This window comes from Nocardia sp. NPDC055165 (genome assembly GCF_053606985.1).
The window spans coordinates 294,220-318,930 of sequence record NZ_JBSGSS010000003.1 but is presented as its reverse complement, the minus strand read 5'-3'; the positions used below and the strand labels follow the sequence as shown (position 1 = coordinate 318,930).

Sequence of the window (24,711 nt, the reverse complement as noted above, 5' to 3'; positions counted from 1 at the left end):
GCTTCCCTAAATCTAATAAGGGTCACCTGACAAAGGGTGCCCTGACCTGCGATGAAGATCATCGGGGCGCTCCCCCGCCCGATAAAACCCCAGGTGCGGCCCCTGCGGACCGATCCCGGCCGCTCGGCCGGGTGACCCATCGCACAGGTCGGCAACCGCGACCACCCGGCGCCCAGCAACACCGCACCCGGTGCCGAACGGTCCGCCCGGCACGCTCGCACGGCGTTGCTCGCAGGAGATATTCGCACCACAACGCGGCGAGCGACGGTCCGGGTGCGCGGCGGCGAACCCGGCGTGTGCAGGGGGCGGTCTGGCACGATGGCAGGGTGTCGAACCCGCTCACACCCACGTGTGTCCGTCATCCTGATCGGCCTACCGGACTCGCGTGTACGCGATGCGGGCGGCCCGCCTGTCCGGACTGCCTGCGTCCGGCGGCGGTCGGGCAGCACTGCGTGGACTGTGTCCGGCAGGGGCAGCAGGACGTGCGACCGGTGCGGACCGTCGGCGGCGCGCGCGAGGGCGGCGCGGTTCCATACGTGACCTACGGGTTGATCGCGGTCAATGTGCTGGTCTATGTGCTCACCGCGGCGCAGGCCGGTAGCCCGATGTACAACTACCGCGGGTCGTCGGTGTTCCGGGAGTTCGTCCTGGTGCCGCTGCTGGTTGCCGACGGCGAGTGGTGGCGGCTGCTCGGGTCGGGGTTCCTGCATTACGGCGCGATCCATCTGCTGGTCAACATGTTCGCCCTGTATGTCGTGGGGCGCGACCTCGAGCAGGTGCTGGGCAGGATCAGGTACGGCTGCGTCTATCTGGTCTCGCTGCTGGGTGGGTCGGCGGCGGTGATGGCGCTGTCGGATTCGGTGACGGCGACGGCCGGCGCCTCCGGTGCGGTGTACGGCCTGTTCGGCGCTGTCACGGTGACACTGATCCGGTTGCGGCAGAGCCCGACCCCGATGCTGGTGGTCATCGGCGTGAACGTGCTGATCAGCTTCTCGATCCCGGGAATCTCGCTGTGGGGTCACCTCGGCGGTCTGGCCGCGGGCACGTTGAGCGCGCTCGGCATCCTGTTCGTACCCGGCTGGCTGTCGGCCCGCGATCAGCGATCCGCGCAGCGCATCGGCTGGGCCGCGCTCGGTGCGGTAGCGCTGATCTGCGTGGGCGTGATCGTCGCCGCCGCGCTCTCGTTGCGCGCGGACCCGGCCTTCGTCGGACCACCGGCCGTGACCGCGCCGACCCCCGTCGAAGCACCCAGGTAGTCCGCCGCGACCGGCGCACCCCCGGTGCGTGAACGACTGACGAACCCTGTCGGGTCCCCGCACACTAGGCTCTGACTTCGTGGCGGTACTGGAGGGCGCGGCGCGCAAGACACTGGCGGTCGGGCGGCGAGCTCTCGGGCTCGACGTGTCGGCGCCCGATCACACCGTCGCGGTGCTGCATCGCGACGAGACCGAGGTCCCCGGGCTCGACAAGAGCGAACGCGCGCAACTGGACCGGATCCGGCTGATGGGCGCGACCGGCGCGGTACTGATGGCGATCGCGGCGCTGGGCATCGGCGCCCAACCCGTGCACCAGAATCCGGTCTCGGGTGTGCGGGTGCTCGGCATCTTCGCGCGAGCGCACACCGGATCGCTGGCGATGTGCATGTTCGGCACCGCGCTGGTGATCGGTGCGTGGTTGCTGCTCGGACGCTTCGCGATCGGCGGACTCGCGGGTTCGCCACTGCACCGGCTGAGCCGCTCGCAACTGGACCGCACGCTGCTGCTGTGGATCATTCCGCTGTCCGTGGCGCCGCCGATGTTCAGCAACGATGTCTATTCCTATCTGGCACAGAGCGAGATCGCCGCCCGCGGCATCGACCCCTATTCCGAAGGCCCCGTCGCCGGGCTCGGAATCGACAATGTGCTCACCAACAATGTGCCGACGATCTGGCGCGATACGCCCGCGCCGTACGGTCCGCTGTTCCTCTGGATCGGTCGCGGTATCGCGGAGCTCACCGGGGACAACATCATCGCCGGAGTATGGGTACACCGGTTGCTGGCGCTGGCCGGAGTGGCGCTGATCGTGTGGGCGCTGCCGCGGTTGTCGGTGCGCTGCGGGGTGGCGCCGGTGAGTGCGTTGTGGCTCGGCGCGGCCAATCCGCTGGTGCTGTTCCACCTGGTCGGCGGCGTGCACAACGACGCGCTGATGCTCGGGCTGATGCTGGCCGGGGTGGAGCTCATGCTGCGCGCGATCTACGGCGAAGGAGGCAGACCCGACCGGCTGACGGCCATGAATCTGCCACCCTTCGACGCCCGGGCCTACGGGCTGCTGATCGGTGGCGCGGTGGTGATCACGCTCTCGTCGTCGATCAAGCTCACCTCCATCATCGCGCTCGGCTTCGTCGGCATGGCACTGGCCAGACGCTGGGGCGGCACGCTCACCGCCGTCGTCAAGGCCGCGGCTCTGCTGGGCGTCATCGCCGTGGCGACAACGCTTCTCATCGGTTTCGCCAGCGGGCTCGGCTTCGGCTGGGTCAATACCCTCAGCGTCGCCAATGCCGTCCGGAGCTGGATGTCGCTGCCGACCATCATCGGGATCGTCACCGGTTTCGGCGGTGTGCTGCTCGGGTTGGGCGACCACACCACCGCGCTGCTGTCGATCACCCGGCCCATCGCCGCGGTGGTCGCGGGCTACGTGACAGTCCGCATGCTCGTCGCCACCGGTATGGGCCGGCTCCATCCCGTCGGCGCGCTCGGCGTCTCACTCGCGGCCATTGTGCTGCTGTTCCCGGTGGTCCAGCCCTGGTACCTGCTCTGGGCGATCGTGCCGCTGGCGGCCTGGGCCACCCAGCCGGTGTTCCGCGTGCCCGCCGTCGCCTTCTCGGCGGTGGTCTCTATGCTGGTGATGCCGCGTGGTGCGGAATTCCAGGTCTTCCAGATCATCGGCGCCGCGCTCGCCGCCGTGGTGTGCTTCGCGTTGTTCTTCGCGCTCACCCGGCACACGCTGCCGTGGCGGGCGCAGCCGGGGGTGTCGGCTCCGTCACAGGAGGGCACGGCTTACCGTGTGACAACGTGAGGGAGCGCAGCGAGCGAACCAAGGGCACAGCACCTTTTGGCGCGACGGAGCCGAGCGTCAGCGAGGCGCAGTTGTGACAACACGCCTTGGACCCGCCGTTAGCGTCGACGGTGTGGTCAAGCGCTATGGCGAGACCACAGCGGTAGACGGTCTCCGGTTCGATGTAGAGCCCGCCCAGGTGTTCGCGCTGCTGGGGCCCAACGGCGCGGGCAAGACCACCACCGTCGAGATGTGCGAGGGCTTCGTGCGCCCGGACGCGGGCACGGTCCGCGTCCTCGGCCTGGACCCGATCGCCGACTCCGAGCAGTTGCGTCCGCGCATCGGCGTGATGCTGCAGGGCGGCGGCGCCTACCCCGGCGCCCGCGCGGGCGAGATGCTCGACCTGGTCGCGTCCTACTCCGCCGATCCGATCGATCCCGACTGGCTGCTGTCGACGCTGGGCCTGCGCGACAATCGCCGCACTCCCTATCGCCGCCTGTCGGGTGGTCAGCAGCAGCGTCTGGCGCTCGCGTGCGCGCTGGTCGGCAAGCCCGAGATCGTGTTCCTCGACGAACCCACCGCCGGTCTGGACGCGCAGGCTCGGCTGATCGTCTGGGAACTCATCGACGCCCTGCGCCGCGACGGCGTGAGCGTCGTGCTCACCACGCACATGATGGACGAGGCCGAGCAGCTCGCCGACCAGCTCGTCATCATCGATCACGGGCAGATCGTCGCCCAGGGCACGCCCGCCGAGGTCACCGCCCACGGCGCGGCGGGCCAGCTGAGATTCTGCGCCCCACCGAAACTCGATCTGAACCTGCTCACCTCGGCTCTCCCGGAAGGCTTCTCGCCGCGCGAGACCACACCGGGCACCTACCTCGTCGAGGGCGAGATCAACCCGCAGGTGCTGGCCACCGTCACCGCCTGGTGCGCCAGGATGGACGTGCTGGCCACCGACATCCGCATCGACCAGCGTCGCCTCGAAGACGTCTTCCTCGAACTGACCGGACGGGACCTGCGCGGATGAGCGAGACCACCAGCCATTTCCTGCCCGGCACCTTCACCCCCGATCCGCGGCCGGCCTCGCGCGCGACGATGCTCACCGCGCAGACCGGGCTCGAGCTGAAACTGTTGTTGCGCAACGGCGAACAGCTGCTGCTCACCATGTTCATCCCGATCACCCTGCTCGTCGGGCTCACCCTGCTGCCGTTCGGCGACCTGGGCGAGCACCGGGTCGACCGGATCGTGCCGATGGTGATGATGACCGCGGTGATGTCGACCGCGTTCACCGGCCAGGCCATCGCGGTCGGCTTCGACCGCCGCTACGGCGCCCTCAAACGGCTCGGCGCGACACCGCTGCCCCGCTGGGGCGTGATCGCCGGCAAGTGCGCCGCCGTGCTCATCGTGGTGGTGCTGCAGGCGATGCTGCTCGGCGCGATCGGTGTGGCGCTGGGCTGGCGGCCCGGGATCGGCGGACTCGCCCTCGGCGCGTTGGTGATCGCCCTCGGCACGGCCACCTTCGCGGCGATGGGCTTGCTGCTGGGCGGGACGCTCAAGGCCGAGGTCGTGCTGGCGCTGGCCAATATCCTGTGGTTCATCATGCTCGGCATCGCCAGCCTGGTCCTCGTCGGCGACACCCTGCCCACCGCCCTGACCGTGATCGCGCGGCTCATCCCGTCCGGGGCGCTGGCTTTCGCGCTGGACACGGCGCTGACGGGGTCGATCGACTGGTTCGCAGTGGCGGTGCTCGCGGCGTGGGGCGTGGTGTGCGGATGGCTGGCGACCCGGCTGTTCCGGTTCCACTGACGTGACCAACGACGCACTGTAGTAGCCCTGGTATCAGCGTCGAAATCCTGGCCGGTACCATTCCTGACGTGCTGTATCGCGCCTTCGTTGGCCTCGTCGACCGGCTGCCGCTCCCCTCGCTGCGGGTGCAGCGGCTCATCGCCATCGCGGTGATCCTGAGCCAGGCGGGAATCTCGGTAACCGGCGCGATCGTGCGCGTCACCGCCTCCGGCCTCGGCTGCCCGACCTGGCCGCAGTGCTTCCCCGGCAGCTTCACCCCCATCGGGGTATCGGAGGTGCCCGTCCTGCACCAGACCGTGGAGTTCGGCAACCGGCTGCTCACCTTCGCGGTGACGCTGTGCGCCGGGCTGATCGTGCTGGCCGTCATCCGGGCACGGCGGCGCAGGGAAGTCCTGACCTATGCCTGGCTGATGCCCGGCGGCACGGTCGTGCAGGCGATCATCGGCGGTATCACCGTGCGCACCGGCTTGCTGTGGTGGACCGTCGCCGTGCACCTTCTCGTCTCGATGGTGATGGTCTGGCTGGCGGTGGTGCTGTACGCGAAGATCTGCGAACCCGACGACGGCATCGAGACCGTCCAGGTACCCGCTCCCCTGCGCTGGCTCACCGCGCTGTCCGGCGTGGCACTCGCGGGTGTGCTGATCGCGGGCACGCTGGTCACCGCGGCCGGGCCCCATGCCGGCGACAAGAGCATCGAGCGGCAGGTCGAGCGACTGGAAGTCGAGATCGTCACCCTGGTGCACCTGCATTCGCAGTTGATGATCGGATATCTCGCGCTGCTCATCGGACTCACGTTCGGGCTCTTCGCCGTAGGGATCACCCCCGCGATCCGCAAGCGGCTGTTCGTCCTGCTCGCGATCGTCCTCGCCCAGGGGCTGGTCGGCGTCGTGCAGTACTTCACCGATGTGCCCGCCGCGCTCGTCGCCATCCACGTCGGCGGGGCAGCGGCGTGCACCGCAGCGACCGCCGCACTGTGGGCGTCGCTGCGAACGCGGGAAAAGGTCGACGCTCCCGCGGTGGCGCAGGCTTCCGTGCACTGACCGAGCGCGCCGAAACAACCCACGACACAACGAGAACGGCCCGCGATCGAGTATTCGATCGCGGGCCGTTCGATGCTCGTGGTACGGCGCGGAGATCAGGCGCCCGCGAACAACTTCCAGTTGCGCGCCTTCGGGAATTTGGTCTGATGGGCGACCCAGCCGGCCATCTTGGCCCAGTGCGATGGAGCGGGGGTGACGATCGAGCCCAGCTCGCGGCTCCACTCGTCGGTCTCGGCGAGGCCGTCGACGCGCTCCACGAGCGCCTTCGCGGTCGCCATGTCGCCGACCACCCGGTCGCCGAGGATGCCGTCGGCGCCGACCAGGGTGATCCGCACGCCCTGCTTGCCGATGTACTGCAGCACGGCCGTTCCCGAACCACCGTGCTGGGCGAGGAACTTCACGATGGACTTCTCGACCTCGGCCGGCACCTTCACGGCCTCGGGGGCGGCGGTTGTACTCATGAACCGCAGTTTACCGGCAGGTAGTTTCCAGTCCAGCCTCGAGTGGCCTGGAACACGGGGTGTAGAAAGAGGACTCATGCGCGCGATTCAGGTTTCCGAGCACGGTGGTCCCGAGGTCCTGCAGTACGTCGAACTGACAGACCCGCAGGCCGGGCCCGGTCAGCTGCTGGTCGAGACCCAGGGTGTGGGCGTCAACTACATCGACATCTACTTCCGCACGGGCCAGTATCCGCAGGCGACGCCCTACATCCCCGGCTCCGAGGGCACGGGCAGCGTGGTGGCGATCGGTTCGGATGTCACCGAGTTCGCCGTCGGTGACCGCGTCGCTTGGGCGTCGGCGCCCGGCAGCTACGCGGACCTGGTCGCCGTCGACGAGGCCGTGGCGGTGAAGGTGCCCGACGACGTCGAACCGGCCGTGGCGGCCGCCGCCCTCCTGCAGGGCATGACCGCCCATTACCTCACCGAATCGGTGTTCTCGCCCGAACCCGGCGACCCGGTTCTCATCCACGCGGGCGCGGGCGGAGTCGGTCTGCTGCTCACTCAGATGGCCGTCGCGAAGGGCGCCCGGGTCATCACCACGGTCTCCACCGACGCCAAGGAAAAGCTGTCCCGCGAAGCGGGTGCCACCGACGTCCTGCGCTACGGTGACGACCTGGCCGCCCGCGTCCGCGACCTCACCGACGGCATCGGCGTAGCCGCGGTCTACGACGGTGTCGGGGCCAGCACCTTCGAAGCGAGCCTGGCCGCCCTCCGAATCCGCGGCACCCTCGCCCTGTTCGGCGCGGCCAGCGGCGCGGTCCCGCCCTTCGACCCGCAACGCCTCAACCCCGCCGGTTCGCTCTGGCTGACCCGCCCGTCCCTGGGCGCCTATACCCGCGATCGCACCGAATTCCTGTGGCGTGCCACCGATGTCTTCGACTGGATCGCCGCGGGAACCCTGAATCTCCGCATCGGCGCCACCTATCCGCTGGCCGACGCGGCCCAGGCTCACCGCGATCTCGCGGCGCGCAAGACCACCGGCTCGATCGTGCTGCTGCCGTAGCCCCGACTGTCCACTCACCCGAGGAAGCGGACACCGGTCAGTTCCTGGGAAGCTTCCCAGAGTCGCCGAGCGCTCTCGCGGTCCATCGAGCGAGAGCTGGAGCGCACCCGCCCCGGATAGCCGCCGATCTCGAAAAGTCCTGAGGGTCCGTAGTATTCACTCCTCTGCGCGGCCGGATCGGTCGCGGCACGCAGAGTCGGGAGCGCCCCCATGGCGGGGGTGCGCCCGAACAGGCGGGCGACGGCGAGATTCGGCAGACGGAAGACCGCCGGGGAGTACCGGAACACCTCGGTGCTCGCGCCGCCGGGATGAGCGGCCAGTGCGCAGGCCGACGTTCCCGCGAGCCGGCGATCGAGCTCATAGGTGAACAGCAGATTCGCCAATTTCGATACGGCATAAGCATTTCCAGCCGACCTCGCAGGGTCGTCGAGATCGATTCGCCCGAAGCGGTGGCCGATGCTGCTGACGGTCACCACCCGCCCGGCCTCGGCTGCGACGAGGTGATCCAGCAGCAGTCCGGTGAGCGCGAAGTGGCCGAGATGGTTGATCCCGAACTGGCTCTCGAATCCGTCCTCGGTCGTGCCGGACAGCCCGGTGACACCGGCATTGTTGATCAGCAGATCGACGCGGTCGTAGCGGCTGCGCACCGTCTCGGACGCGGCACGGACCGACGCGAGAGACGCCAGGTCGAGAGCAACCGTGTCGACCTTCGCTCCGGGTGCCCGTCTCGCGATGCGCTCAGCAGCGTCGGCCGCCTTACCGGAATCGCGACAGGCGAGCACCACGGTGGCGCCTCGCGCGGCGAGGGCTCGTGCGGTTTCGAAGCCGAGTCCGGTATTGGCGCCGGTGACGACCGCGATTCGCCTGGCCAGGTCGGGGATGTCGGCTTCGGACCACTTCATGACGGCTCCTAACATGAACGATGCATTCACATTACAGTGAACCAGTCGTTCATGTTATTGGCAAGGCACTCGAGAAGGATGGCACCGAGATGACCGACCGACCCCTGCGCGCGGACGCGCGGCGCAATCGCGAGGCGATCGCCGCCGCCGCACGCGAACTCGTCATCCGCGAAGGGCCGGGCATCGGCATGGACGAGATCGCCACGGCAGCGGGTGTCGCCACCGGCACGCTGTATCGGCACTTCCCGACCAAGCAGGATCTGATCGCGAGCATCGTGGCCGATCTGGCCGAGGGCATCGACCGGTCGCTGAACTCGGCGCTCGCCAGAGCCGAGGACGGGACCAGCTCGGCCATCGACGAGGTGATCGCACTACTGCGCCACGTGATGATCGACATGCGGCAGGAACGCCTGCTCCGATTCGCCGTCGCCGGGGTGGCCGAGGACTCACTCCGCGAGATCCAGGCGCGCGGGCGTGCCGCCGTCGAGCAGCTGGTCGCCGCCGCGCACCGCAACGATTCGCTCTACCCGGACGTCACCGCGGACGACGTGGTCCTCTTGCTGTCCACCGCGCCGACCGACGCCATGTCCGAGGTGGAGCAGTCGCGCTGGTTGACGCTGGCTCGCCGAGCACTCACACCGAACCCGGCCCCCGGAGTTCGGAACTCGGCGCGCAGCTAATAGTCGCGGCCGGTCAGACCGCGGTAGACGAAACGGGTGATCGACTCGATCGCCTCCTCGTCGGTGAGGGTCACCGAGCCGTCTTCGACCATGCGCAACATTCCGTCGACCGCGGCGAACATCATCGCCAGGCTGGCATCGACCGTTCCCGGCAGGCGTAGCCCCCGTTCCGGGAAGTCCGCTACGTGGTCGGCGATGTCGGTGCGTTGTTCGGCACCGAAGCCCGCGATGATCCGGGCGAAATCCGGGCTGACCTGCGCCGCCTGGCCCATCGCGCGCAGGACCGAGGCGTGTTCGCGGGCGAAGGTCCAGTAGCCGCGCACGTGGTAGCGGACCGCCGCCGGGTCGGTGAAGTCGCCGTTGTGCTCCGGGTCGGCCGCTCGCTCGTCGCTTGCCACCGCCATATCGCGCAGAAGTGCTTGCAGCAGTTCCTCTTTGCTCGCGAAGTGGTTGTAGAACGAGCCGGCCGCGCGGCCCGCGGCGGTGGTGATGTCGGTGATCTTCGCGTTCAGGTAGCCGTGTTCAGCGAAGACCTGCCGGGCGGCGTCCTTGAGCGCCTGCTCGGTCTCCGCGGATTTCTCGCGCCTGCTGCCCACCACCGGACATCACCTCCTTGACAAGCACGGTACCAACACTGAAACTGAATTCATATTCACTGAATATCGGTTCAGTTCTTGTCGCAGGAGGCATTTCCATGTCAGAACAGGTACTCATCGCGGGCGCGGGCCCGACCGGTCTCACCCTCGCCCTCGACCTCGCACGGCGCGGCGTGGACGTCCGGCTCGTCGACCGGGCCGATTCGCCGTTCCAGGGGTCGCGCGGCGACGGCATCCAACCGCGCACCCTGGAGGTGTTCGACGACCTCGGCGTCATCGACGCGGTACTGGCCGCCGGGCGCGAGGTCCCGGTGATGCGCGCCTACTTCGCGGGGACCTTCGTCGGCGAGCGCCGCATGGCCGAGCTGGTCGAGCCGACCCCGGATGTGCCGTATCCGAACACCTGGGTGCTCGGCCAGTCCGACACCGAGGCGATCCTGCGGGCGCGGCTCGCCGAGCTCGGGGTGACGGTCGAATTCGCCACGGCGCTGGTCGAATTCACCCAGGACGACGCCGGCGTCACCGCGACGCTGCAACGCGGCGACACATCGGAGACGGTGCGCGCGAGCTATCTGGTCGGTGCCGACGGTGGCGCGAGCACGGTGCGCAAGCGCCTCGGGATCGCGTTCGAGGGCAGCACCGACGAGTCGATCAAGATGCTGCTCGGCGATGTCCGCGCCGACTCCCTCGACCACGAGTACGGCTATTGGTTCGCCGCCGCGGCCGACCAGCCGATGACCGGGTTCGCCCTGTCCCCGCTACCGGGCGCGCGGCGCTTTCAGTTCGCCGCCCCGCTGACCGACGACCGCTTCCCCGATCTGGCCACCCTGCAGGATCTCGCCGACCGCCACGGCCCCGAGACAGGCCTGGTGCTGCACGATCTGTCCTGGATCACGGTGTGGCGCCCCAATATTCGACTCGCCGAACGCTTCCGCGACGGCCGGGTGTTCCTCGCGGGCGATGCCGCCCACGTCCATCCGCCCACCGGCGGCCAAGGCCTGAACACCGGCGTTCAGGATGCCTACAACCTGGGCTGGAAACTGGCCGCTGCCCTCGGTGGCGTCCCGGCCCCGCTCGACACCTACGAACCCGAACGTCGCACGGTCGCGGCCCGGATTCTCGGCCTGAGCACCGAACTCCTCGACAAACTCGTCGACGGCGACGAGGACGCGATGCACCGCGGCCCCGAAACCCGCCAGCTCGCCATCACCTATCGCTGCTCCGCCGACGACGGCCCCCTCGTGGCGGGCGACCGCGCGCCGGACGCCACACTGCACGACGAAACCGGCCGCCCGATCCGCCTGTTCGACGTCTTCCGAGGCCCCCACGCAACCCTGCTCCGCTTCGCCCCGACCAACGACTCACTCGACATCGAGCTCCCCGCCTTCGCGGCAGGCGCGAAGGCCACATCCGACTCTCCAGCGACACCGATCGACGGATCCGGCGTTCTCACGGTCGAGATACGCCGCGTCGACGCCCCGTCCGAGTCATCCGCCCGACCGGCGTCTGTGACACTTGTCGACACCGACGGACACGCCTTCACCGCCTTTTCGGCGACGGCGGGCACCGCCATCCTGATCCGACCCGACGGCCACCTCGCCCATCGCTGGTGAGCTCCGGGGTCGTCCACTCCCCTGATCCGGCGAGGCCGCTACCAGACCAGGTCCGGACATAACAGTGGCCGGGCATCGCTGCCCGGCCACTGTTCGAGAATGCCTTACAGCCCGACGAGGCTACCGATCGTGTCCCACCCGAGCACCGAGTCGACGGCCAGACCACAGAACACCACCGCGAGGTAGTTGTTCGACTGCAGGAACAGCTTCAGCGGCTTCACCGACTCGCCACGGCGCACCCCGGCGTAGAGCTGATGCGCCATCAGCAGGAACCAGGCACCGGCCACCAGGGCGACCGCCGCGTAGATGACACCGGTCGCGGGCACCAACGCCATCGTCGCGAGCACCGTCAACCAGGTGTAGATCACGATCTGCTTGGTCACCACCTGCTCGGTCGCGACCACCGGCAGCATCGGCACGCCGGCCGCGCGGTAGTCCTCCTTGTAGCGCATGGCCAGCGCCCAGGTGTGCGGCGGCGTCCAGAAGAAGATCACCGCGAACAGCACCACCGCGGGCCAGCCGATATCGCCGGTCACCGCCGACCAGCCCACCAGCGCGGGCATGCAGCCGGCCGCGCCGCCCCACACCACGTTCTGCGAGGTCCGGCGCTTGAGGCCCTTGGTGTAGACGAAAACGTAGAACAGGATCGTCGCGACGACCAGCAACCCGCTGAGCAGGTTGGCCTGCCACCACAGCCAGGCGAAGGAGATCGCGCCGAGCACGACACCGAAGACGAACGCGTGCGAGGTGGGCACCGCCTCGCGGGCCAGCGGGCGGCGCGCGGTCCGCTTCATCACCTTGTCGATATCGGCGTCGGCCACACAGTTGAGAGTGTTGGCACTGGCGGCGCCCATCCAGCCACCGAACAGGGTGACCAGGATCAGCCGGATGTCCACCGTGCCGCGGTCGGCCAGCAACATCGTCGGAATGGTGGCAACGAGCAGCAGCTCGATGACGCGTGGTTTGGTGAGCGCGATGTAGGCAAGGGGCTTACGCACAATCCGCGCGGCGAGACTGTCGCCCGCGAGGCGGTCGGCCAGCGCCGTCGACGAAGTTCCGTGCGCACCGCTACTACCCGGCTCGTGACCGATCCGCACTGTTTCTCCTCGCACGCTGTGCTTCGCTTCGCATCCGGTAATGGAACGAGCAGCGCGCGGCTGCGGCGCGGCCACTACTACAGAGGATGGTAGACCCACTCACCTGCCGCTCCGCGCCAGACCCCCGCCACCGTGGGCGCGGTCACTCCGCCCCACGAGCCCGCATCCCGGGCCCACGCGGCGGTGAACCCGCGTCGACGCGCAGGTGAACGGCATCGCGACGGGCTCGGCCCACGCGGCGGCGATGGTCTACACCGCACACCGCCGACTCAGTGCGATCCGAACTAGACTCAACGCCAGGGTTCGCGCCAACCGCTGTAGCAGCACCACTAGGGTATTCCTGTACATCGGTACGCATCCCGGCCGCGTGCGACCCGCTGTCGAACATCATCGCCGCTGCCAAGCTATCGCCGTCGACGAAACCTAGGTCAGGAGAACCACGGTCGTGCCAGTCACAGACGACATTCGCGCCCTCACTCAGCGGAACTACCCCAGCGACTGGACGGACCTCGACACCTTGGCCGTCGACACCGCCCGGGTACTCGCTGCCGACGCCGTGCAGAAGGCGGGCAACGGGCACCCCGGTACCGCGATGAGCCTCGCGCCGGTGGCCTACACCCTGTTCCAGCGCACGATGCGCCACAACCCCGCGGAGCCGCGCTGGGTCGGTCGCGACCGGTTCGTGCTGTCCTGTGGGCATTCCAGCCTCACCCTCTACATCGAGCTCTACCTGGCCGGTTTCGGACTGGAGCTGACCGACCTCGAGCAGCTGCGCCAGTGGGGCTCGCTCACCCCGGGCCACCCCGAGTTCCGCCACACCGACGGCGTCGAGATCACCACCGGCCCGCTGGGTCAGGGTCTGGCCTCGGCGGTCGGCATGGCGATGGCCGCGCGGCGTGAACGCGGGCTGTTCGATCCGGACGCCCCCGAGGGCACCAGCCCGTTCGACCACTTCATCTACACCATCGCCTCCGACGGCGACCTGCAGGAGGGCGTCACCGCGGAGGCTTCCTCGATCGCGGGCACCCAGCAGCTGGGCAACCTCGTGGTGATCTACGACGACAACGAGATCTCCATCGAGGACGACACCGACATCGCCTTCACCGAAGACGTGGCCAAGCGGTACGAGGCCTACGGCTGGCAGGTGCAGATCGTCGAGGGCGGCGAAGACGTGGTGGCCATCGAGAAGGCGCTGGCCGCGGCGAAGGCCGAGACCAGCAAGCCCTCGATCATCATCCTGCGCACCATCATCGGCTTCCCTGCCCCGAACAAGATGAACACCGGTGGCGCGCACGGCGCCGCGCTCGGCCCCGACGAGGTCGCCGCGGTGAAGAAGGCGCTCGGCTTCGACCCGGAGAAGTCCTTCGAGGTCGCCCCGGCTGTCATCGAGCACACCCGCAAGGCACTGGCCCGCGGCGCCGAGGCACAGGCCGAGTGGCAGCAGGGCTTCGACCAGTGGGCCGAGGCCAACCCGTCGAACAAGGAACTCTTCGATCGTCTGCAGACCCGGTCGCTGCCCAAGGGCTGGACCGAGGCGCTGCCGAGCTTCGAGGTCGATCCCAAGGGCATGGCCACCCGCAAGGCGTCGGGCAAGTTCCTCGCCGCGGTCGCCGACGAGCTGCCCGAGCTGTGGGGCGGTTCGGCCGACCTGGCCGAGTCCAACAACACCACGATGCCCGGCCAGGCGAGCTTCGGGCCCGAGTCGATCTCCACCGGCGCGTGGAAGGCCAACCCCTACGGGCGCACCCTGCACTTCGGCATCCGTGAGCACGCGATGGGCTCGATCCTCAACGGCATCGCGCTGCACGGCCCGACCCGTCCCTACGGCGGCACCTTCCTCGTGTTCAGCGACTACATGCGCCCGGCTGTCCGCCTGGCCGCACTGATGCGGGTGCCCGCCATCTACGTGTGGACCCACGACTCCATCGGCCTCGGCGAGGACGGCCCGACCCACCAGCCGGTCGAGCACCTGGCAGCGCTGCGCGCCATCCCCGGCCTCAACGTCGTTCGCCCCGCGGACGCCAACGAGACCGTCCACGCCTGGCGCACCGTGCTCGAGCGTGACTCCGACGAGCACACCTCGCACTTCCCGGTGTACGAGTCGCCGCAGCAGGACGGTCCGTCCGCGCTGGCACTCACCCGTCAGGATGTGCCGACCCTGGAGGGCACCAGCTACGAGGGTGTCAAGAAGGGCGGCTACGTGTTGGTCGAGGCGTCCACCGGCACACCGGAAGTGATCCTCATCGGCACCGGCTCCGAGGTCCACCTCGCGGTCGCCGCGCGCACTACGCTGGAAGAGCAGGGCATCCCGACCCGCGTGGTCTCGATGCCGTGTGTGGAGTGGTTCGACGTGCAGGATCAGGGATACCGCGACGAGGTGCTGCCCCCGTCGGTGCGGGCCAGGGTCGCGGTCGAGGCCGGTATCGCGATGCCGTGGCACCGATTCGTCGGTGACGCGGGTGAGGTCGTCGGCATCGACCACTTCGGCGCGTCGGCCGATTACAAGACTCTGTACCGCGAATTCGGTATCACCCCCGATGCCGTCGTCCGCGCGGCACTGCGTTCCACCGACAAGGTGAAGGGGTAAGACCATGGCACAGAACGAGAATCTCGCCGCGCTCTCGGCCGCGGGCGTCTCGGTGTGGCTCGACGATCTCTCGCGCGAACGCATCCAGTCCGGCAATCTCGCCGACCTGGTCGCGACCCGCAGCGTCGTCGGTGTCACCACCAACCCGAGCATCTTCCAGGCTGCGATGAGCGTGGGCCACGCCTACGACGCGCAGCTGAAAGACCTTGCGGCCCAAGGCGCCGACGCCGACGCGGCGATCCGCACGATGACCACCGACGATGTGCGCGCCGCCTGCGACGTGCTCGCGCCGGTGTTCGAGGCGACCGGCGGCGTGGACGGGCGGGTGTCGATCGAGGTCGATCCCCGGTTCGCCTTCGACGCCGACAAGACCGTCGCCCAGGCGATCGAGCTGTGGAAGATCGTCGACCGCAAGAACCTGTTCATCAAGATCCCGGCCACCGAGGCCGGTCTGCCCGCCATCACCTCGGTGATCACCGAGGGCATCAGCGTGAACGTGACGCTGATCTTCTCGGTGCCGCGCTACCGCGCGGTGATGGGCGCCTACCTCGACGGTCTGCGCAACGCCAAGATCGGTGGCCACGACCTGGCCAAGATCCACTCGGTGGCATCGTTCTTCGTCTCCCGCGTGGACACCGAGATCGACAAGCGCCTCGAGGCGATCGGCACCCCGGAGGCCCTCGCCCTGCGTGGCAAGGCCGGTGTGGCCAACGCGCGTCTGGCGTACGCCGAGTACCAGGACGTGTTCGACGGTGGCGCGCACACCTCCACCTACAACCACCTGGCCGCACAGGGCGGCAACCGGCAGCGGCCGCTGTGGGCGTCGACCGGGGTGAAGAACCCGGATTACCCCGACACCCTCTACGTCACCGAACTCGTCGGCCCGAACACGGTCAACACGCTGCCGGAGAAGACGCTGCAGGCGTTCGCCGATCACGGTGAGGTGCTGGGCGACACGCTCAGCGGCCGTGGCGCCGAGGGCGCTCAGGTCTTCGCCGATCTGGCAGCGGTGGGTATCGATCTCGACGATGTGTTCGCGCTGCTCGAGCGCGAAGGCGTCGAGAAGTTCGAGAGCGCGTGGGGCGAGCTGATCGAGGCCACCACCGGCCAGCTCGACATCGCGGCGGAGGGCAACTAGCACGATGGCCGGCACAGCATCGACGGATCAGGCGGCGGGGCTGTGGCACAACCCGCTGCGCGACGAACGCGACAAACGGGTCCCCTTCATCGCGGGCCCGTGCAGCATGGTGATCTTCGGTGTCACCGGAGATCTGTCCCGCAAGAAGCTGATGCCGGCCATCTATGACCTGGCGAACCAGGGGCTGTTGCCCCCTGGTTTCGCCCTGGTCGGCTTCGCCCGGCGCAACTACGCCGACGAAGATTTCGCCTCGGTGGTACTCGAGGCCGTGAAGAAGCACGCGCGCACCCCTTTCCGCCAGGAGGTCTGGGACCATCTGGCGGAGGGGCTGCGCTTCGTGCAGGGCAGTTTCGACGACGACGCGGCCTTCGCGACGCTCGCCGACACGTTGCGCGATCTCGACGAAACCCGCGGCACCGGCGGCAATTACGCTTTCTACCTGTCGATTCCGCCGAACATGTTCCCCGTGGTCCTCGATCAGCTCTCCGAGCACCACCTGGCTCAGGCCAAGCCGGACCCAGACGGGTACACCCCGTGGCGGCGCGTGGTGATCGAGAAGCCGTTCGGCCACGACCTGACCAGCGCCAAGGAACTCAACGCCCTGGTCAACCGGGTTTTCCCGGAAGAGCAGGTCTTCCGCATCGACCACTACCTCGGCAAGGAAACGGTCCAGAACATCCTGGCGCTGCGTTTCGCCAACGAGTTGTTCGAGCCGATCTGGAACGCCAACTATGTCGACAGCGTGCAGATCACCATGGCCGAGGACATCGGATTGGGTGGTCGCGCAGGCTATTACGACGGGATCGGCGCCGCGCGTGACGTCATCCAGAACCACCTGTTGCAGTTGCTCGCGCTGACCGCGATGGAGGAGCCGACCTCCTTCGAGCCGATGCAGCTCACCACCGAGAAGATCAAGGCCCTCTCGGCCACCAAACTCGTTGCGCCGCTGGACGAGACGACCGCGCGCGGGCAGTACACCGAAGGCTGGCAGGGCAGCGAACACGTCGTCGGCCTGCATCAGGAGGAGGGCTTCGATCCGCAGTCACGGACCGAGACCTACGCCGCGCTCACCCTGCACGTGGAGAACCGGCGCTGGGCGGGTGTGCCGTTCTATCTGCGCACCGGAAAACGCCTGGGCCGCCGGGTGACCGAGATCGCGGTGGTGTTCAAGCGGGCGCCGCACCTGCCCTTCGACCAGACCATGACCGAGGAGCTCGGTCAGAACGCCCTGGTCATCCGGGTGCAGCCGGACGAGGGCATCACCTTGCGCTTCGGCTCCAAGGTCCCCGGCTCCGGCATGGAAGTGCGCGATGTGAACATGGACTTCAGCTACGGCGAGGCGTTCACCGAGTCCTCCCCCGAAGCCTACGAACGGCTAATCCTCGACGTGCTGCTCGGCGTGCCGTCGCTGTTCCCGGTCAATGCGGAGGTCGAATTGTCCTGGCGCATCCTCGATCCCGTGCTCGCGCACTGGGCCGCGGGCGGCAAACCCGAACCCTACGAGGCCGGGACCTGGGGTCCCAGCTCGGCCGATGAGATGCTCGCGCGCAGCGGGCGGGAATGGCGGCGTCCGTGATCGTCGACATGCCCGACACCAACACCGTCGATGTCGGTAAGCGGATGGTCCAGTTACGCGAGACCAACGGCGTGATCACCCAGGGCCGGGTGCTCACCCTGGTGGTGTGCACCCTGGACTCCTCGGAGGCCGAGGACGCTATCGACGCCGCCAACGACGCCAGCCGCGAACATCCGTGCCGGGTCATCGTATTGGCGCGTGGCGACCGCGACGCTGAAACCCGCCTCGACGCCCAGATCCGCGTCGGTGGCGACGCCGGTGCGGCCGAGGTGATCGTGCTGCGCCTGCAGGGCGCGCTGGTGAACCACGAGAGCAGCGTCGTCACCCCGTTCCTGCTGCCCGACACCCCCGTGGTGGCGTGGTGGCCGCGTGGCGCGCCGGAGTACCCGTCGATGGACTCGGTGGGCAAGCTGGCCAAGCGCCGCATCACCGACGCCACCTACGCCCGCGATCCGCAGGCCGCGATCAAGAAGCGCCGCTTCTCCTACGCCACCGGTGATACCGATCTGGCGTGGAGCCGCATCACCTACTGGCGGGCGCTGCTGGCCGCGGCGCTGGACGAGCCGCCGTTCGAACCGGTCACCTCGGTGACCGTGTCGGGCCTGGCCTCCGAACCCGCGCTCGACACCCTGGCCGGTTGGCTGGCCTCGCGTCTGCACTGCCCGGTGATCCGCAAGACCGGGGAGCTGAAGGTGGAAATCCAGCGCGCCACCGATTCGATCGCCATCGAACGCCCGCAACTAGGAAGGACGGCCACGCTGACCCGCACCGGCGAACCCGACCAGCGGATCGCGCTGGCACGCCGGGAAACTCGCGATTGCCTCGCCGAAGAACTGCGCCGGCTCGACGCCGACGAGATCTACGCCGAGGCGCTCGCCGGAATCGAGAAGGTGACCTATGAGTGACCACATAGACGTGCACGACGACCTCGGTGCCGAATTCCCCGCCAACACGATCGAGATCCACGACGACGCCGAGTTGCTCGCCGACGCGGCCGCCGAACGCTTCGTCGACGTGATCGTCTCCGCCCAGGCCGAACGCGGCCACGCCTCGGTCTCGCTCACCGGCGGCAGCGACGGCATCCGCCTGCTCCAACGCGTCCGCCAGGCCCCCGGCGACATCGACTGGTCCGCCCTCTATGTCTACTGGGGCGACGAGCGTTTCGTCCCCGCGGGCGACAAGGACCGCAATGAACTCCAGGCCCGCGAGGCGCTGCTGGACTTCGTCGCGCTGAACCCGGCGCATGTGTTCCCGATCGGCCCCTCCGACGGTCCCTACAGCACCCCGGAGGAAGCCGCGGCCGCCTACGCCCAGGTCGTGCACACCGAACTCGACGAACGCGGCGAGTTCGACCTCACGGTCCTCGGCATGGGGCCCGAAGGCCACATCGACTCCCTGTTCCCGCACTCACCCGCAGTGCAGGAAACCACGGATTACGTTGTCGCCGTGCACAACTGCCCGAAACCCCCGCCGACCAGAGTCACCATGACCCTGCCCGCGATCCACCGCTCCCGCCACGTGATGCTCGTGGTCAGCGGCGAAGGCAAGGCCGCCGCAGTGGCTGCCGCCGTCAACGGCGCCTCCCCCGACGACATCCCGTCAGCCGGCGCGGTCGGCATCGAATCGACCACCTGGGTGATCGATGAGGCCGCCGCAACAGGCTTGCTGCTCGACGACGAATAAGCCACTGACGAAGCCCGGGCCCGATGATCGGGCCTGGGCTTCGTCGTGTCGGGTGAGGCTCGCCGAGTCAGGTGACCGGGGTGAGGGAGCTTGTCCAGAAGTCGCCGTAGCGGCCTGCTCGGTGGAGGAGTTCGTCGTGGGTGCCGTCTTCGGCGATGTGGGCGTGGTCGAGGAAGATGATGCGGTCGGCGCGGCGGACGGTGCGCAGGCGATGGGCCACCATGACCACGGTTCGCCCTGCCATCAGGCGTTCGATGCCCTCGTGGACCGCGGCCTCGTTCAGGGGGTCGAGGGCGGAGGTCACTTCGTCGAGCAACACGATCGGGGCGTCTTTCAGGAGGGCTCGGGCGATCGAAACACGTTGACGCTCACCGCCGGACAGGAGGGTGCCCCCTTCGCCGACGTTCGTTGCCCAGCCGCCGGGGAGTCGGTCGATCACCTCGTCGAGGCGGGCCGCGGTGGCGGCGGTTCGCACCTCGTCGTCGGTGGCGTCGGGGCGGCCGAGGCGGATGTTGTCCTCGATCGTCCCGTCGAACAGGTAGACGTCCTGGAAGACGATGGCGAACTGGGCCATCAGTGTTTCGGTGCTGATGGAGCGCACGTCGACGCCGCCGATACGGACGGTGCCCGCGTCGACATCGTAGAAGCGGGCGATCAGTTGCAGGAGAGTGGTTTTGCCCGCGCCGGACGGTCCGACCACGGCCAGCCGTTGTCCGCGGGGAATCGTCAGCGAGACCTCGTCGAGCACCGTGCGGGTGCCGTGCCGGAAGGTGACGGCGTCGAAGGTCAGGTCATGAGCCTGCGGTTCCAGGGGCGTACCGGGTTCCGGCAAGGTTTCGGTCCGCAGCAGTGCCTCGAGGCGCACCAGTTCGGATCGGGCACCGCGCAGCTGGCCGCCGAGATCAGCGAGGGACAGCAGCGGGTCGGCGCACCGAGCGGCCAGGATCAGGATCGCCAGGAACTCCGCCGCACCGATGTCTCCACCGAGGGCGAGATACGTGCCGAGGGCGAGCAAACCGGTGAACACCGCTTGTACCGCGAGCGAGAGGCCGAGAATTCCGGGCAGCGCCGTGAAGGCTCGGCGGCGCGAGGTGCGCGCGACTTCCTGGAGCGAATCGTCGAGCAGGTCGAACCGTTCCGCGGTCCGCCCTCCGGCTCGCAGAACAGGCTGGGCCTGCAGATATTCGATCACCCGTTGCGCGGCGTCGTGGTCGCGTTCGTGTCGCTGCGCGTCACCGACCTGCATCGCCCGCCCCGACCAGACCTGGATCGCCGCCACGATCGGCACCGCGGCGGCCGCGGCCAACCCCAGCTGCCAAGTGAACGCGAACATCACGACGATGATCGTCAGCGGCGCCACAGCCGCCGAGATGAGCGGCGCCAGCAGGTGTGCGAGCACGCTCAACGCCTGCAGCACACCGCGACTGGCGAGCACCGACACCTCACCCACCCGACCGGCCGTGTACCAACCGATGGGCAGTCGGGCCAGGTGGTCGCCGAGTCGGTGGTACACCCCGCGCAGCAGCGTGGTGCCGACGCGGAATCCGGACAGGTCACTGCGGTAGCGCAGGACGGCATAGAGGGCGACGGCACCACCCAGTGCGATCAGCCACGGTCGGGCAGCGGCGGGGTCGTCACCGAACAGCGCCCGCAGGACCGGAACCAGCAGCGCATAGGACAGGCCCTCGGCGACCGCGGTGACCGTCATCAGCGCGATCGTGCGCCGAACCGGACCTGCGTAGTCGGCTCCGAGCACGCGCAACAGCAGGCGAATCATCGTGGGTCTCCCTGTAGTTCCGCGGTCACCGTTCGGTGCGCGTGCCAGAAGTCGGCGAATTTTCCCGGTCGGGCAAGCAGATCCGCGGGTCTGCCCTGTTCGACGATCGTGCCGTTGTCGAGCATCACGACGGTGTCGGCGTCGGCGATCGTTTCCAGCCGGTGGGCGATGACCAGAATGGTCCGGTCACGTCCCAGCGATGCCAGCGCCTGCCGGACGGCCTGCTCGGTCTGCGGGTCGGCGAATGCGGTCGCTTCATCGAGGACCAGGACCGGAGTATCGGCGAGCAGGGCACGAGCCAGCGAAATCCGCTGTGCCTCACCGCCGGACAAGACCGCATCGTCGCCGATCACCGTGTCGTAGCCGTGCGGCAGTTCGAGGACGCGGTCGTGGATGTTCGCCAGGCGGGCCGCGCGCACCACGGCGTTACGGTCGGCACGGGGAACGGCGAGGGCGATATTGTCCGCGACCGAGGCTCGCAGCAGCCGCACGTCCTGGAAGACGAACGAGACCGTCCGATAGAGCTCACGGCTACCGAGTTCGCGCAGGTCGACGCCGCCGAGGGAGACCGTGCCGTGGGTCGGGTCGAAGAACCGCGGCAGTAGCTGGACCAGGGTGGATTTGCCGCTGCCCGACGGTCCGACGAGTGCGGTGACAGTGCCGGGCTCCAGTACCAGGTCGATCCCGCGCAGCACTTCGTGTTCGGCGTCGTAGCCGAACCGGACGTCCGCCCACCGCACGCGATGCCCCTGCGGCATCCTCGGTCGGGTCGGCTCGGGCAGCGGCGCCTCGTCGAGTACGTCGCGTATCCGGCCTACCGCGCGCCGCGCGGCCTGGAGGTCGTCGAAACCGTGTCCGAGCGCCGCCACGGGGGCGGTGAGCCCGATACCGAGCAGCAGGAACGGCAACAGATCAGCCGGGGCCATTCCACCGTTCGTGATCAGCACCGTGCCGCCCAGCAGCACCACCAGCAGCACGAACGGCGGCGACAGCGCCACCTGCATGCCCGCCGCGATGCCCGCCAGGCCACGCACCATCCGCAGGAAGATGTCGGCGAAATCCTCCGTGGCGGTGCGGAATCGGCGATGGGCGCGTGCGGACCCGCCGAAGGCCTTCACCACCGCGATGCCCTGCACGAACTCGACGACCGAGCCGGCGATACCACCCATGGCAGTGTCGAAATCCTGCTGTTCGCGCAGCCGGGTGGGGGTCATCATCAAGGGGACGAGCGCGATCGCCAGCACCACCGGAATCAGGGTGATGAGCGTGAGCCGCCAGTCGACGGCGAACAGGTAGATCAGCGAGACCGACGGCACCACGAACGCCGACACCAGTTCGCCGGGCGCGTGCGCGATGAACGGGTGCACCGCGCTCACGTCGTCGCCGACGATCTTCGCCAGCTCACCGGTACGTCGCCGCGCGAACCAGCCGATCGGCACCCGCCCCAGCTGATCGGCCAGTTGCCGCCGCAACGACAGCTGGACGCGATCGTCGAGGAGGTGCCCGACCGCCGAAGAGGCTGCGGTACACAGTAATCGGACGAGCAGACCCGCCGTACCGGCCAGCACGACGAGCCACACGCGATCGTGGTCGACCTCGCCGGGTGACAACAGGATTCGGCCCAGTTCGACTACGGCCAGCAACGGAGCCAGCCCCGCCACGGCCCCGACGACCTGCAGGATCGCCACCGCGCCGAAACTGCCGAGATACGGGCGAAGCAAGTTGATGAGACTCGTTGCCCGGGTGGATTGTTCACTGACGGTGGTCATCGACGCGCTCCAGAACGCACAGCCAGGTGGCTTCGCAGATGGTCGAGGATCTCCGCGCGGGCGGGTTCGGCGGCGGGGATCAGCCCCCGCATGCTCAGGAAACCGTGTGTCGCTTCGGGATAGCGGGTCAGCCTTACCTCGACACCCGCCTGCCGCAGACGATCGGCGTAGGCGGGCGATTGATCTTCCAGCGGATCGAGACCGGCGGACTGGATGAGGGTGGGGGCGCACCCGGCGAGGTCGTCGTGGAACATCGGCGATATCTGTCGCGCGTCGAATCCCTCGGGGAGCGCGATGCGTTGCACCGCACGGCAGTTCGCGGGGGTCGCGGTAGGGCTGTCCGCATTCTCGGTGAACGAGGGATAGTCGAAGACCCCGTCGGTCCAATCGAGTTGGGGATTGATCAGTACCTGCGTCCGCAGGTCAGGAGTGTCGAAGGCGGTCAGCGCCGCGAGAGCGGCACCCGCGCTACTACCGAGCAGCGCGAGCCGGGTACCGTCCGCACCCCACTCCCCCGCCCGCGCGACAAGAAGCGGTACCGCGTCGCGGGCGTCCTCGACAGCGGCGGGAATCGGATGCTCGGGCGCCAGCCGGTAGTCCACCGAGGCGACCACCGCCGGACACTCGGCAGCCAGGTGACTCAGCAGCCAATCGTCCTGCTCAGGAACCCCTGTGATGAACCCACCGCCGTGAAACGCGACGATCAACGGCAACCCCGAACCCCCGTGCACCGGCCGGTGCACGCGAACACGCAGCGTGCGACCGGCCAGTTCGAGCGTGTGATCGGTGCCGAGCGCGCCCCGATCCGACCGGCCGGTGATGAACGTCCCGACAGCCGACCGACGCAACTTCTCCTGCGCCCCACGCCCCTCGACGACCTCCGCCGGGGTGATCGAATCCCAATCCGGCTCACCCTTCAGTGCGGCCAACACCCGCATCCGAACAGGAATTCTGCCTCGCATGATCTGCCTCCTGGCGCTCACTCACCGCCGCCTCCCGGCGGCGTAGAGCTACCCTGGCAGCCGCGACCACCACTGCGCTTTCGGAAACATGCGGTCACCGTCTCGAACAGGTGCCGCCGCAGCCTTTGCGCATTCGCGCGATCACCGATGTGCGGGGCCCATCGCCGGCTGTCAGCCCAAGACCGCGCGTGGATCCGGAAGGTACATACCGGCTTTGCCGCGCACGGTACTCCACATCGCGAATCCCATCACCGGAGTGTTCTGGGCGATCATCATCTGCCGGTTGCTCAGATCGATAACCGCGGGTACCACGACGGTGCCGAAGCTCATCGCCTTGTTGGTGACGGCGCCGAAGCTGGCCGGGTGTACACGATCGGATATCAGCGCGGCGACGGCGCATGCGCCACCCTTCACCGCGAAGGCGCTCGGGCGCCGAATCGAGCGGGCGAATTCATCTACCTGCCTGGTGAATCCGGCGACGGTGGCGGGTGAGATCTCGCCCGCGTGGCCGACGCACACGGCCAGTTCGATCGGATTCAGCGAGCTCCTGATGACCGCACCGACGCCGATCAGCGACAGCACCGGGCCGACCCAATTCCGGCTCACCTGGAGCCCGCCCATCGTCATATGGTGAGCGACCGCCGCCAGATAGGTCTGCACCGCCGCGCTCTCCTGCGGTCCGCCCTGCGGCGGAGCTTGCTGTGGCGCAGCGTAATTCGCCTGCGGCGCACCGTATTGGGCAGGCGGTTGCTGATATTGCGGTTGCGGCGGCGGAAAACTCGGCTGCCCGTACGGCTGCTGCGGATACGGCTGCTGCGGCGGCGCCCCGAAAGGCCCCGGCTGCTGCGGATACCCCCACGGACCGCCCGGCCCACCTGACGTCGTCATAGCCCCTCCTTCACCGTCCCACCTGAACACCGGACACTACCGGCTGCCCGAACCACCCCAG

General features: G+C 68.6%; 21 protein-coding genes. 13 read left to right on the top strand and 8 right to left on the bottom strand.

All coding sequences use genetic code 11. The annotated features are described in order from the left end of the window. Positions 1 to 296 precede the first annotated feature (296 nt). The 5 genes from ACWFRF_RS08240 to ACWFRF_RS08220 all read left to right on the top strand — a co-directional run bounded on the left by ACWFRF_RS08240 (position 297) and on the right by ACWFRF_RS08220 (position 5,879). A complete protein-coding gene (locus tag ACWFRF_RS08240) occupies positions 297 to 1,256 on the top strand; it encodes a rhomboid family intramembrane serine protease (protein ID WP_452449296.1) in 960 nt (319 codons plus the stop codon). Between the two features lie 79 nt (positions 1,257 to 1,335). Continuing rightward, positions 1,336 to 3,054, top strand: coding sequence for a polyprenol phosphomannose-dependent alpha 1,6 mannosyltransferase MptB (gene mptB / locus ACWFRF_RS08235; RefSeq protein ID WP_452449295.1), 1,719 nt, complete (start codon positions 1,336 to 1,338; stop codon positions 3,052 to 3,054). A 73-nt stretch (positions 3,055 to 3,127) separates the two neighbouring features. Then, positions 3,128 to 4,060, top strand: coding sequence for an ABC transporter ATP-binding protein (locus ACWFRF_RS08230; protein ID WP_378989105.1), 933 nt, complete (start codon positions 3,128 to 3,130; stop codon positions 4,058 to 4,060). Next, on the top strand, positions 4,057 to 4,839 hold the full coding sequence (locus ACWFRF_RS08225; protein WP_452449294.1) for an ABC transporter permease: 783 nt from the start codon (positions 4,057 to 4,059) through the stop codon (positions 4,837 to 4,839). The genes ACWFRF_RS08230 and ACWFRF_RS08225 overlap by 4 nt, the downstream gene beginning before the upstream one ends. Positions 4,840 to 4,907: 68 nt before the next feature. Further along, a complete protein-coding gene (locus ACWFRF_RS08220) occupies positions 4,908 to 5,879 on the top strand; it encodes a COX15/CtaA family protein (protein ID WP_378989103.1) in 972 nt (323 codons plus the stop codon). Positions 5,880 to 5,974: 95 nt separating this feature from the next. Here the strand turns inward: ACWFRF_RS08220 and ACWFRF_RS08215 are convergent, their stop codons facing one another. Beyond that, positions 5,975 to 6,340 (bottom strand): hypothetical protein, encoded by a 366-nt coding sequence (locus ACWFRF_RS08215; protein WP_378989102.1) that lies wholly within the window; start codon positions 6,338 to 6,340, stop codon positions 5,975 to 5,977. A gap of 76 nt (positions 6,341 to 6,416) precedes the next feature. Between ACWFRF_RS08215 and ACWFRF_RS08210 the strand changes: the two genes are divergently transcribed. Beyond that, positions 6,417 to 7,382 carry a quinone oxidoreductase family protein gene (locus tag ACWFRF_RS08210; protein WP_452449293.1) on the top strand — a complete coding sequence of 322 codons (966 nt, stop codon included), beginning with the start codon at positions 6,417 to 6,419 and terminating at the stop codon, positions 7,380 to 7,382. Between the two features lie 14 nt (positions 7,383 to 7,396). Here ACWFRF_RS08210 and ACWFRF_RS08205 read toward each other — a convergent pair whose 3' ends face one another. Then, entirely contained in the window at positions 7,397 to 8,284 is an 888-nt protein-coding gene (locus ACWFRF_RS08205) for an oxidoreductase (protein ID WP_452449292.1), read from the bottom strand. 89 nt (positions 8,285 to 8,373) lie between these two features. On the opposite strand from ACWFRF_RS08205, the gene ACWFRF_RS08200 reads away from it, so the two are divergent. Continuing rightward, positions 8,374 to 8,964, top strand: a complete 591-nt coding sequence (locus ACWFRF_RS08200; RefSeq protein WP_452449291.1) for a TetR/AcrR family transcriptional regulator — start codon at positions 8,374 to 8,376, stop codon at positions 8,962 to 8,964. Here ACWFRF_RS08200 and ACWFRF_RS08195 read toward each other — a convergent pair. Next, positions 8,961 to 9,563, bottom strand: a complete 603-nt coding sequence (locus tag ACWFRF_RS08195) for a TetR/AcrR family transcriptional regulator (protein ID WP_378656032.1) — start codon at positions 9,561 to 9,563, stop codon at positions 8,961 to 8,963. The two genes, ACWFRF_RS08200 and ACWFRF_RS08195, sit on opposite strands and share 4 nt — an antisense overlap. A 95-nt stretch (positions 9,564 to 9,658) precedes the next feature. On the opposite strand from ACWFRF_RS08195, the gene ACWFRF_RS08190 reads away from it, so the two are divergent. Then, positions 9,659 to 11,173, top strand: coding sequence for an FAD-dependent monooxygenase (locus ACWFRF_RS08190; protein ID WP_452449290.1), 1,515 nt, complete (start codon positions 9,659 to 9,661; stop codon positions 11,171 to 11,173). Positions 11,174 to 11,277: 104 nt separating this feature from the next. Here ACWFRF_RS08190 and ACWFRF_RS08185 read toward each other — a convergent pair whose 3' ends face one another. Further along, positions 11,278 to 12,213 carry a heme o synthase gene (locus tag ACWFRF_RS08185; protein WP_379313955.1) on the bottom strand — a complete coding sequence of 312 codons (936 nt, stop codon included), beginning with the start codon at positions 12,211 to 12,213 and terminating at the stop codon, positions 11,278 to 11,280. A gap of 502 nt (positions 12,214 to 12,715) precedes the next feature. Here ACWFRF_RS08185 and tkt point away from each other — a divergent pair. The 5 genes from tkt to pgl are packed head-to-tail and all read left to right on the top strand — an operon-like array spanning position 12,716 to position 19,254. Further along, positions 12,716 to 14,857, top strand: a complete 2,142-nt coding sequence (gene tkt, locus ACWFRF_RS08180; RefSeq protein WP_452449289.1) for a transketolase — start codon at positions 12,716 to 12,718, stop codon at positions 14,855 to 14,857. 4 nt (positions 14,858 to 14,861) lie between these two features. Continuing rightward, positions 14,862 to 15,995 (top strand): transaldolase, encoded by a 1,134-nt coding sequence (gene tal / locus ACWFRF_RS08175; protein WP_378627090.1) that lies wholly within the window; start codon positions 14,862 to 14,864, stop codon positions 15,993 to 15,995. Between the two features lie 4 nt (positions 15,996 to 15,999). After that, positions 16,000 to 17,571, top strand: a complete 1,572-nt coding sequence (zwf, locus tag ACWFRF_RS08170; protein WP_378989096.1) for a glucose-6-phosphate dehydrogenase — start codon at positions 16,000 to 16,002, stop codon at positions 17,569 to 17,571. Further along, positions 17,568 to 18,476, top strand: a complete 909-nt coding sequence (gene opcA / locus ACWFRF_RS08165) for a glucose-6-phosphate dehydrogenase assembly protein OpcA (RefSeq protein ID WP_452449500.1) — start codon at positions 17,568 to 17,570, stop codon at positions 18,474 to 18,476. Before zwf ends, opcA begins: the two co-directional genes overlap by 4 nt. Then, positions 18,469 to 19,254 carry a 6-phosphogluconolactonase gene (gene pgl / locus ACWFRF_RS08160; protein ID WP_387442966.1) on the top strand — a complete coding sequence of 262 codons (786 nt, stop codon included), beginning with the start codon at positions 18,469 to 18,471 and terminating at the stop codon, positions 19,252 to 19,254. The genes opcA and pgl overlap by 8 nt, the downstream gene beginning before the upstream one ends. A gap of 67 nt (positions 19,255 to 19,321) precedes the next feature. Here the strand turns inward: pgl and ACWFRF_RS08155 are convergent, their stop codons facing one another. From ACWFRF_RS08155 to ACWFRF_RS08140, 4 genes are all read right to left on the bottom strand, one after another. Next, a complete protein-coding gene (locus ACWFRF_RS08155; protein ID WP_452449288.1) occupies positions 19,322 to 21,031 on the bottom strand; it encodes an ABC transporter ATP-binding protein in 1,710 nt (569 codons plus the stop codon). Continuing rightward, positions 21,028 to 22,800, bottom strand: a complete 1,773-nt coding sequence (locus ACWFRF_RS08150) for an ABC transporter ATP-binding protein (RefSeq protein WP_452449287.1) — start codon at positions 22,798 to 22,800, stop codon at positions 21,028 to 21,030. Before ACWFRF_RS08150 ends, ACWFRF_RS08155 begins: the two co-directional genes overlap by 4 nt. Continuing rightward, complete coding sequence (locus ACWFRF_RS08145; RefSeq protein WP_452449286.1) at positions 22,797 to 23,762, bottom strand: alpha/beta hydrolase fold domain-containing protein; 966 nt, start codon at positions 23,760 to 23,762, stop codon at positions 22,797 to 22,799. The genes ACWFRF_RS08150 and ACWFRF_RS08145 overlap by 4 nt, the downstream gene beginning before the upstream one ends. A gap of 171 nt (positions 23,763 to 23,933) precedes the next feature. After that, positions 23,934 to 24,650, bottom strand: a complete 717-nt coding sequence (locus ACWFRF_RS08140; RefSeq protein ID WP_452449285.1) for a hypothetical protein — start codon at positions 24,648 to 24,650, stop codon at positions 23,934 to 23,936. Between the last annotated feature and the right edge of the window lie 61 nt (positions 24,651 to 24,711).

Coding starts and splice junctions, on each gene's coding strand:
- ACWFRF_RS08205 (WP_452449292.1), bottom strand. CDS start 8,284: ATGAAGTGGTCCGAAGCCGACATCCCCGACCTGGCCAGGCGAATCGCG.
- ACWFRF_RS08140 (WP_452449285.1), bottom strand. CDS start 24,650: ATGACGACGTCAGGTGGGCCGGGCGGTCCGTGGGGGTATCCGCAGCAG.
- pgl (WP_387442966.1), top strand. CDS start 18,469: ATGAGTGACCACATAGACGTGCACGACGACCTCGGTGCCGAATTCCCC.
- ACWFRF_RS08190 (WP_452449290.1), top strand. CDS start 9,659: ATGTCAGAACAGGTACTCATCGCGGGCGCGGGCCCGACCGGTCTCACC.
- ACWFRF_RS08200 (WP_452449291.1), top strand. CDS start 8,374: ATGACCGACCGACCCCTGCGCGCGGACGCGCGGCGCAATCGCGAGGCG.
- ACWFRF_RS08215 (WP_378989102.1), bottom strand. CDS start 6,340: ATGAGTACAACCGCCGCCCCCGAGGCCGTGAAGGTGCCGGCCGAGGTC.
- zwf (WP_378989096.1), top strand. CDS start 16,000: ATGGCCGGCACAGCATCGACGGATCAGGCGGCGGGGCTGTGGCACAAC.
- ACWFRF_RS08210 (WP_452449293.1), top strand. CDS start 6,417: ATGCGCGCGATTCAGGTTTCCGAGCACGGTGGTCCCGAGGTCCTGCAG.
- ACWFRF_RS08225 (WP_452449294.1), top strand. CDS start 4,057: ATGAGCGAGACCACCAGCCATTTCCTGCCCGGCACCTTCACCCCCGAT.
- ACWFRF_RS08155 (WP_452449288.1), bottom strand. CDS start 21,031: ATGATTCGCCTGCTGTTGCGCGTGCTCGGAGCCGACTACGCAGGTCCG.
- ACWFRF_RS08150 (WP_452449287.1), bottom strand. CDS start 22,800: ATGACCACCGTCAGTGAACAATCCACCCGGGCAACGAGTCTCATCAAC.
- ACWFRF_RS08145 (WP_452449286.1), bottom strand. CDS start 23,762: ATGCGAGGCAGAATTCCTGTTCGGATGCGGGTGTTGGCCGCACTGAAG.
- tal (WP_378627090.1), top strand. CDS start 14,862: ATGGCACAGAACGAGAATCTCGCCGCGCTCTCGGCCGCGGGCGTCTCG.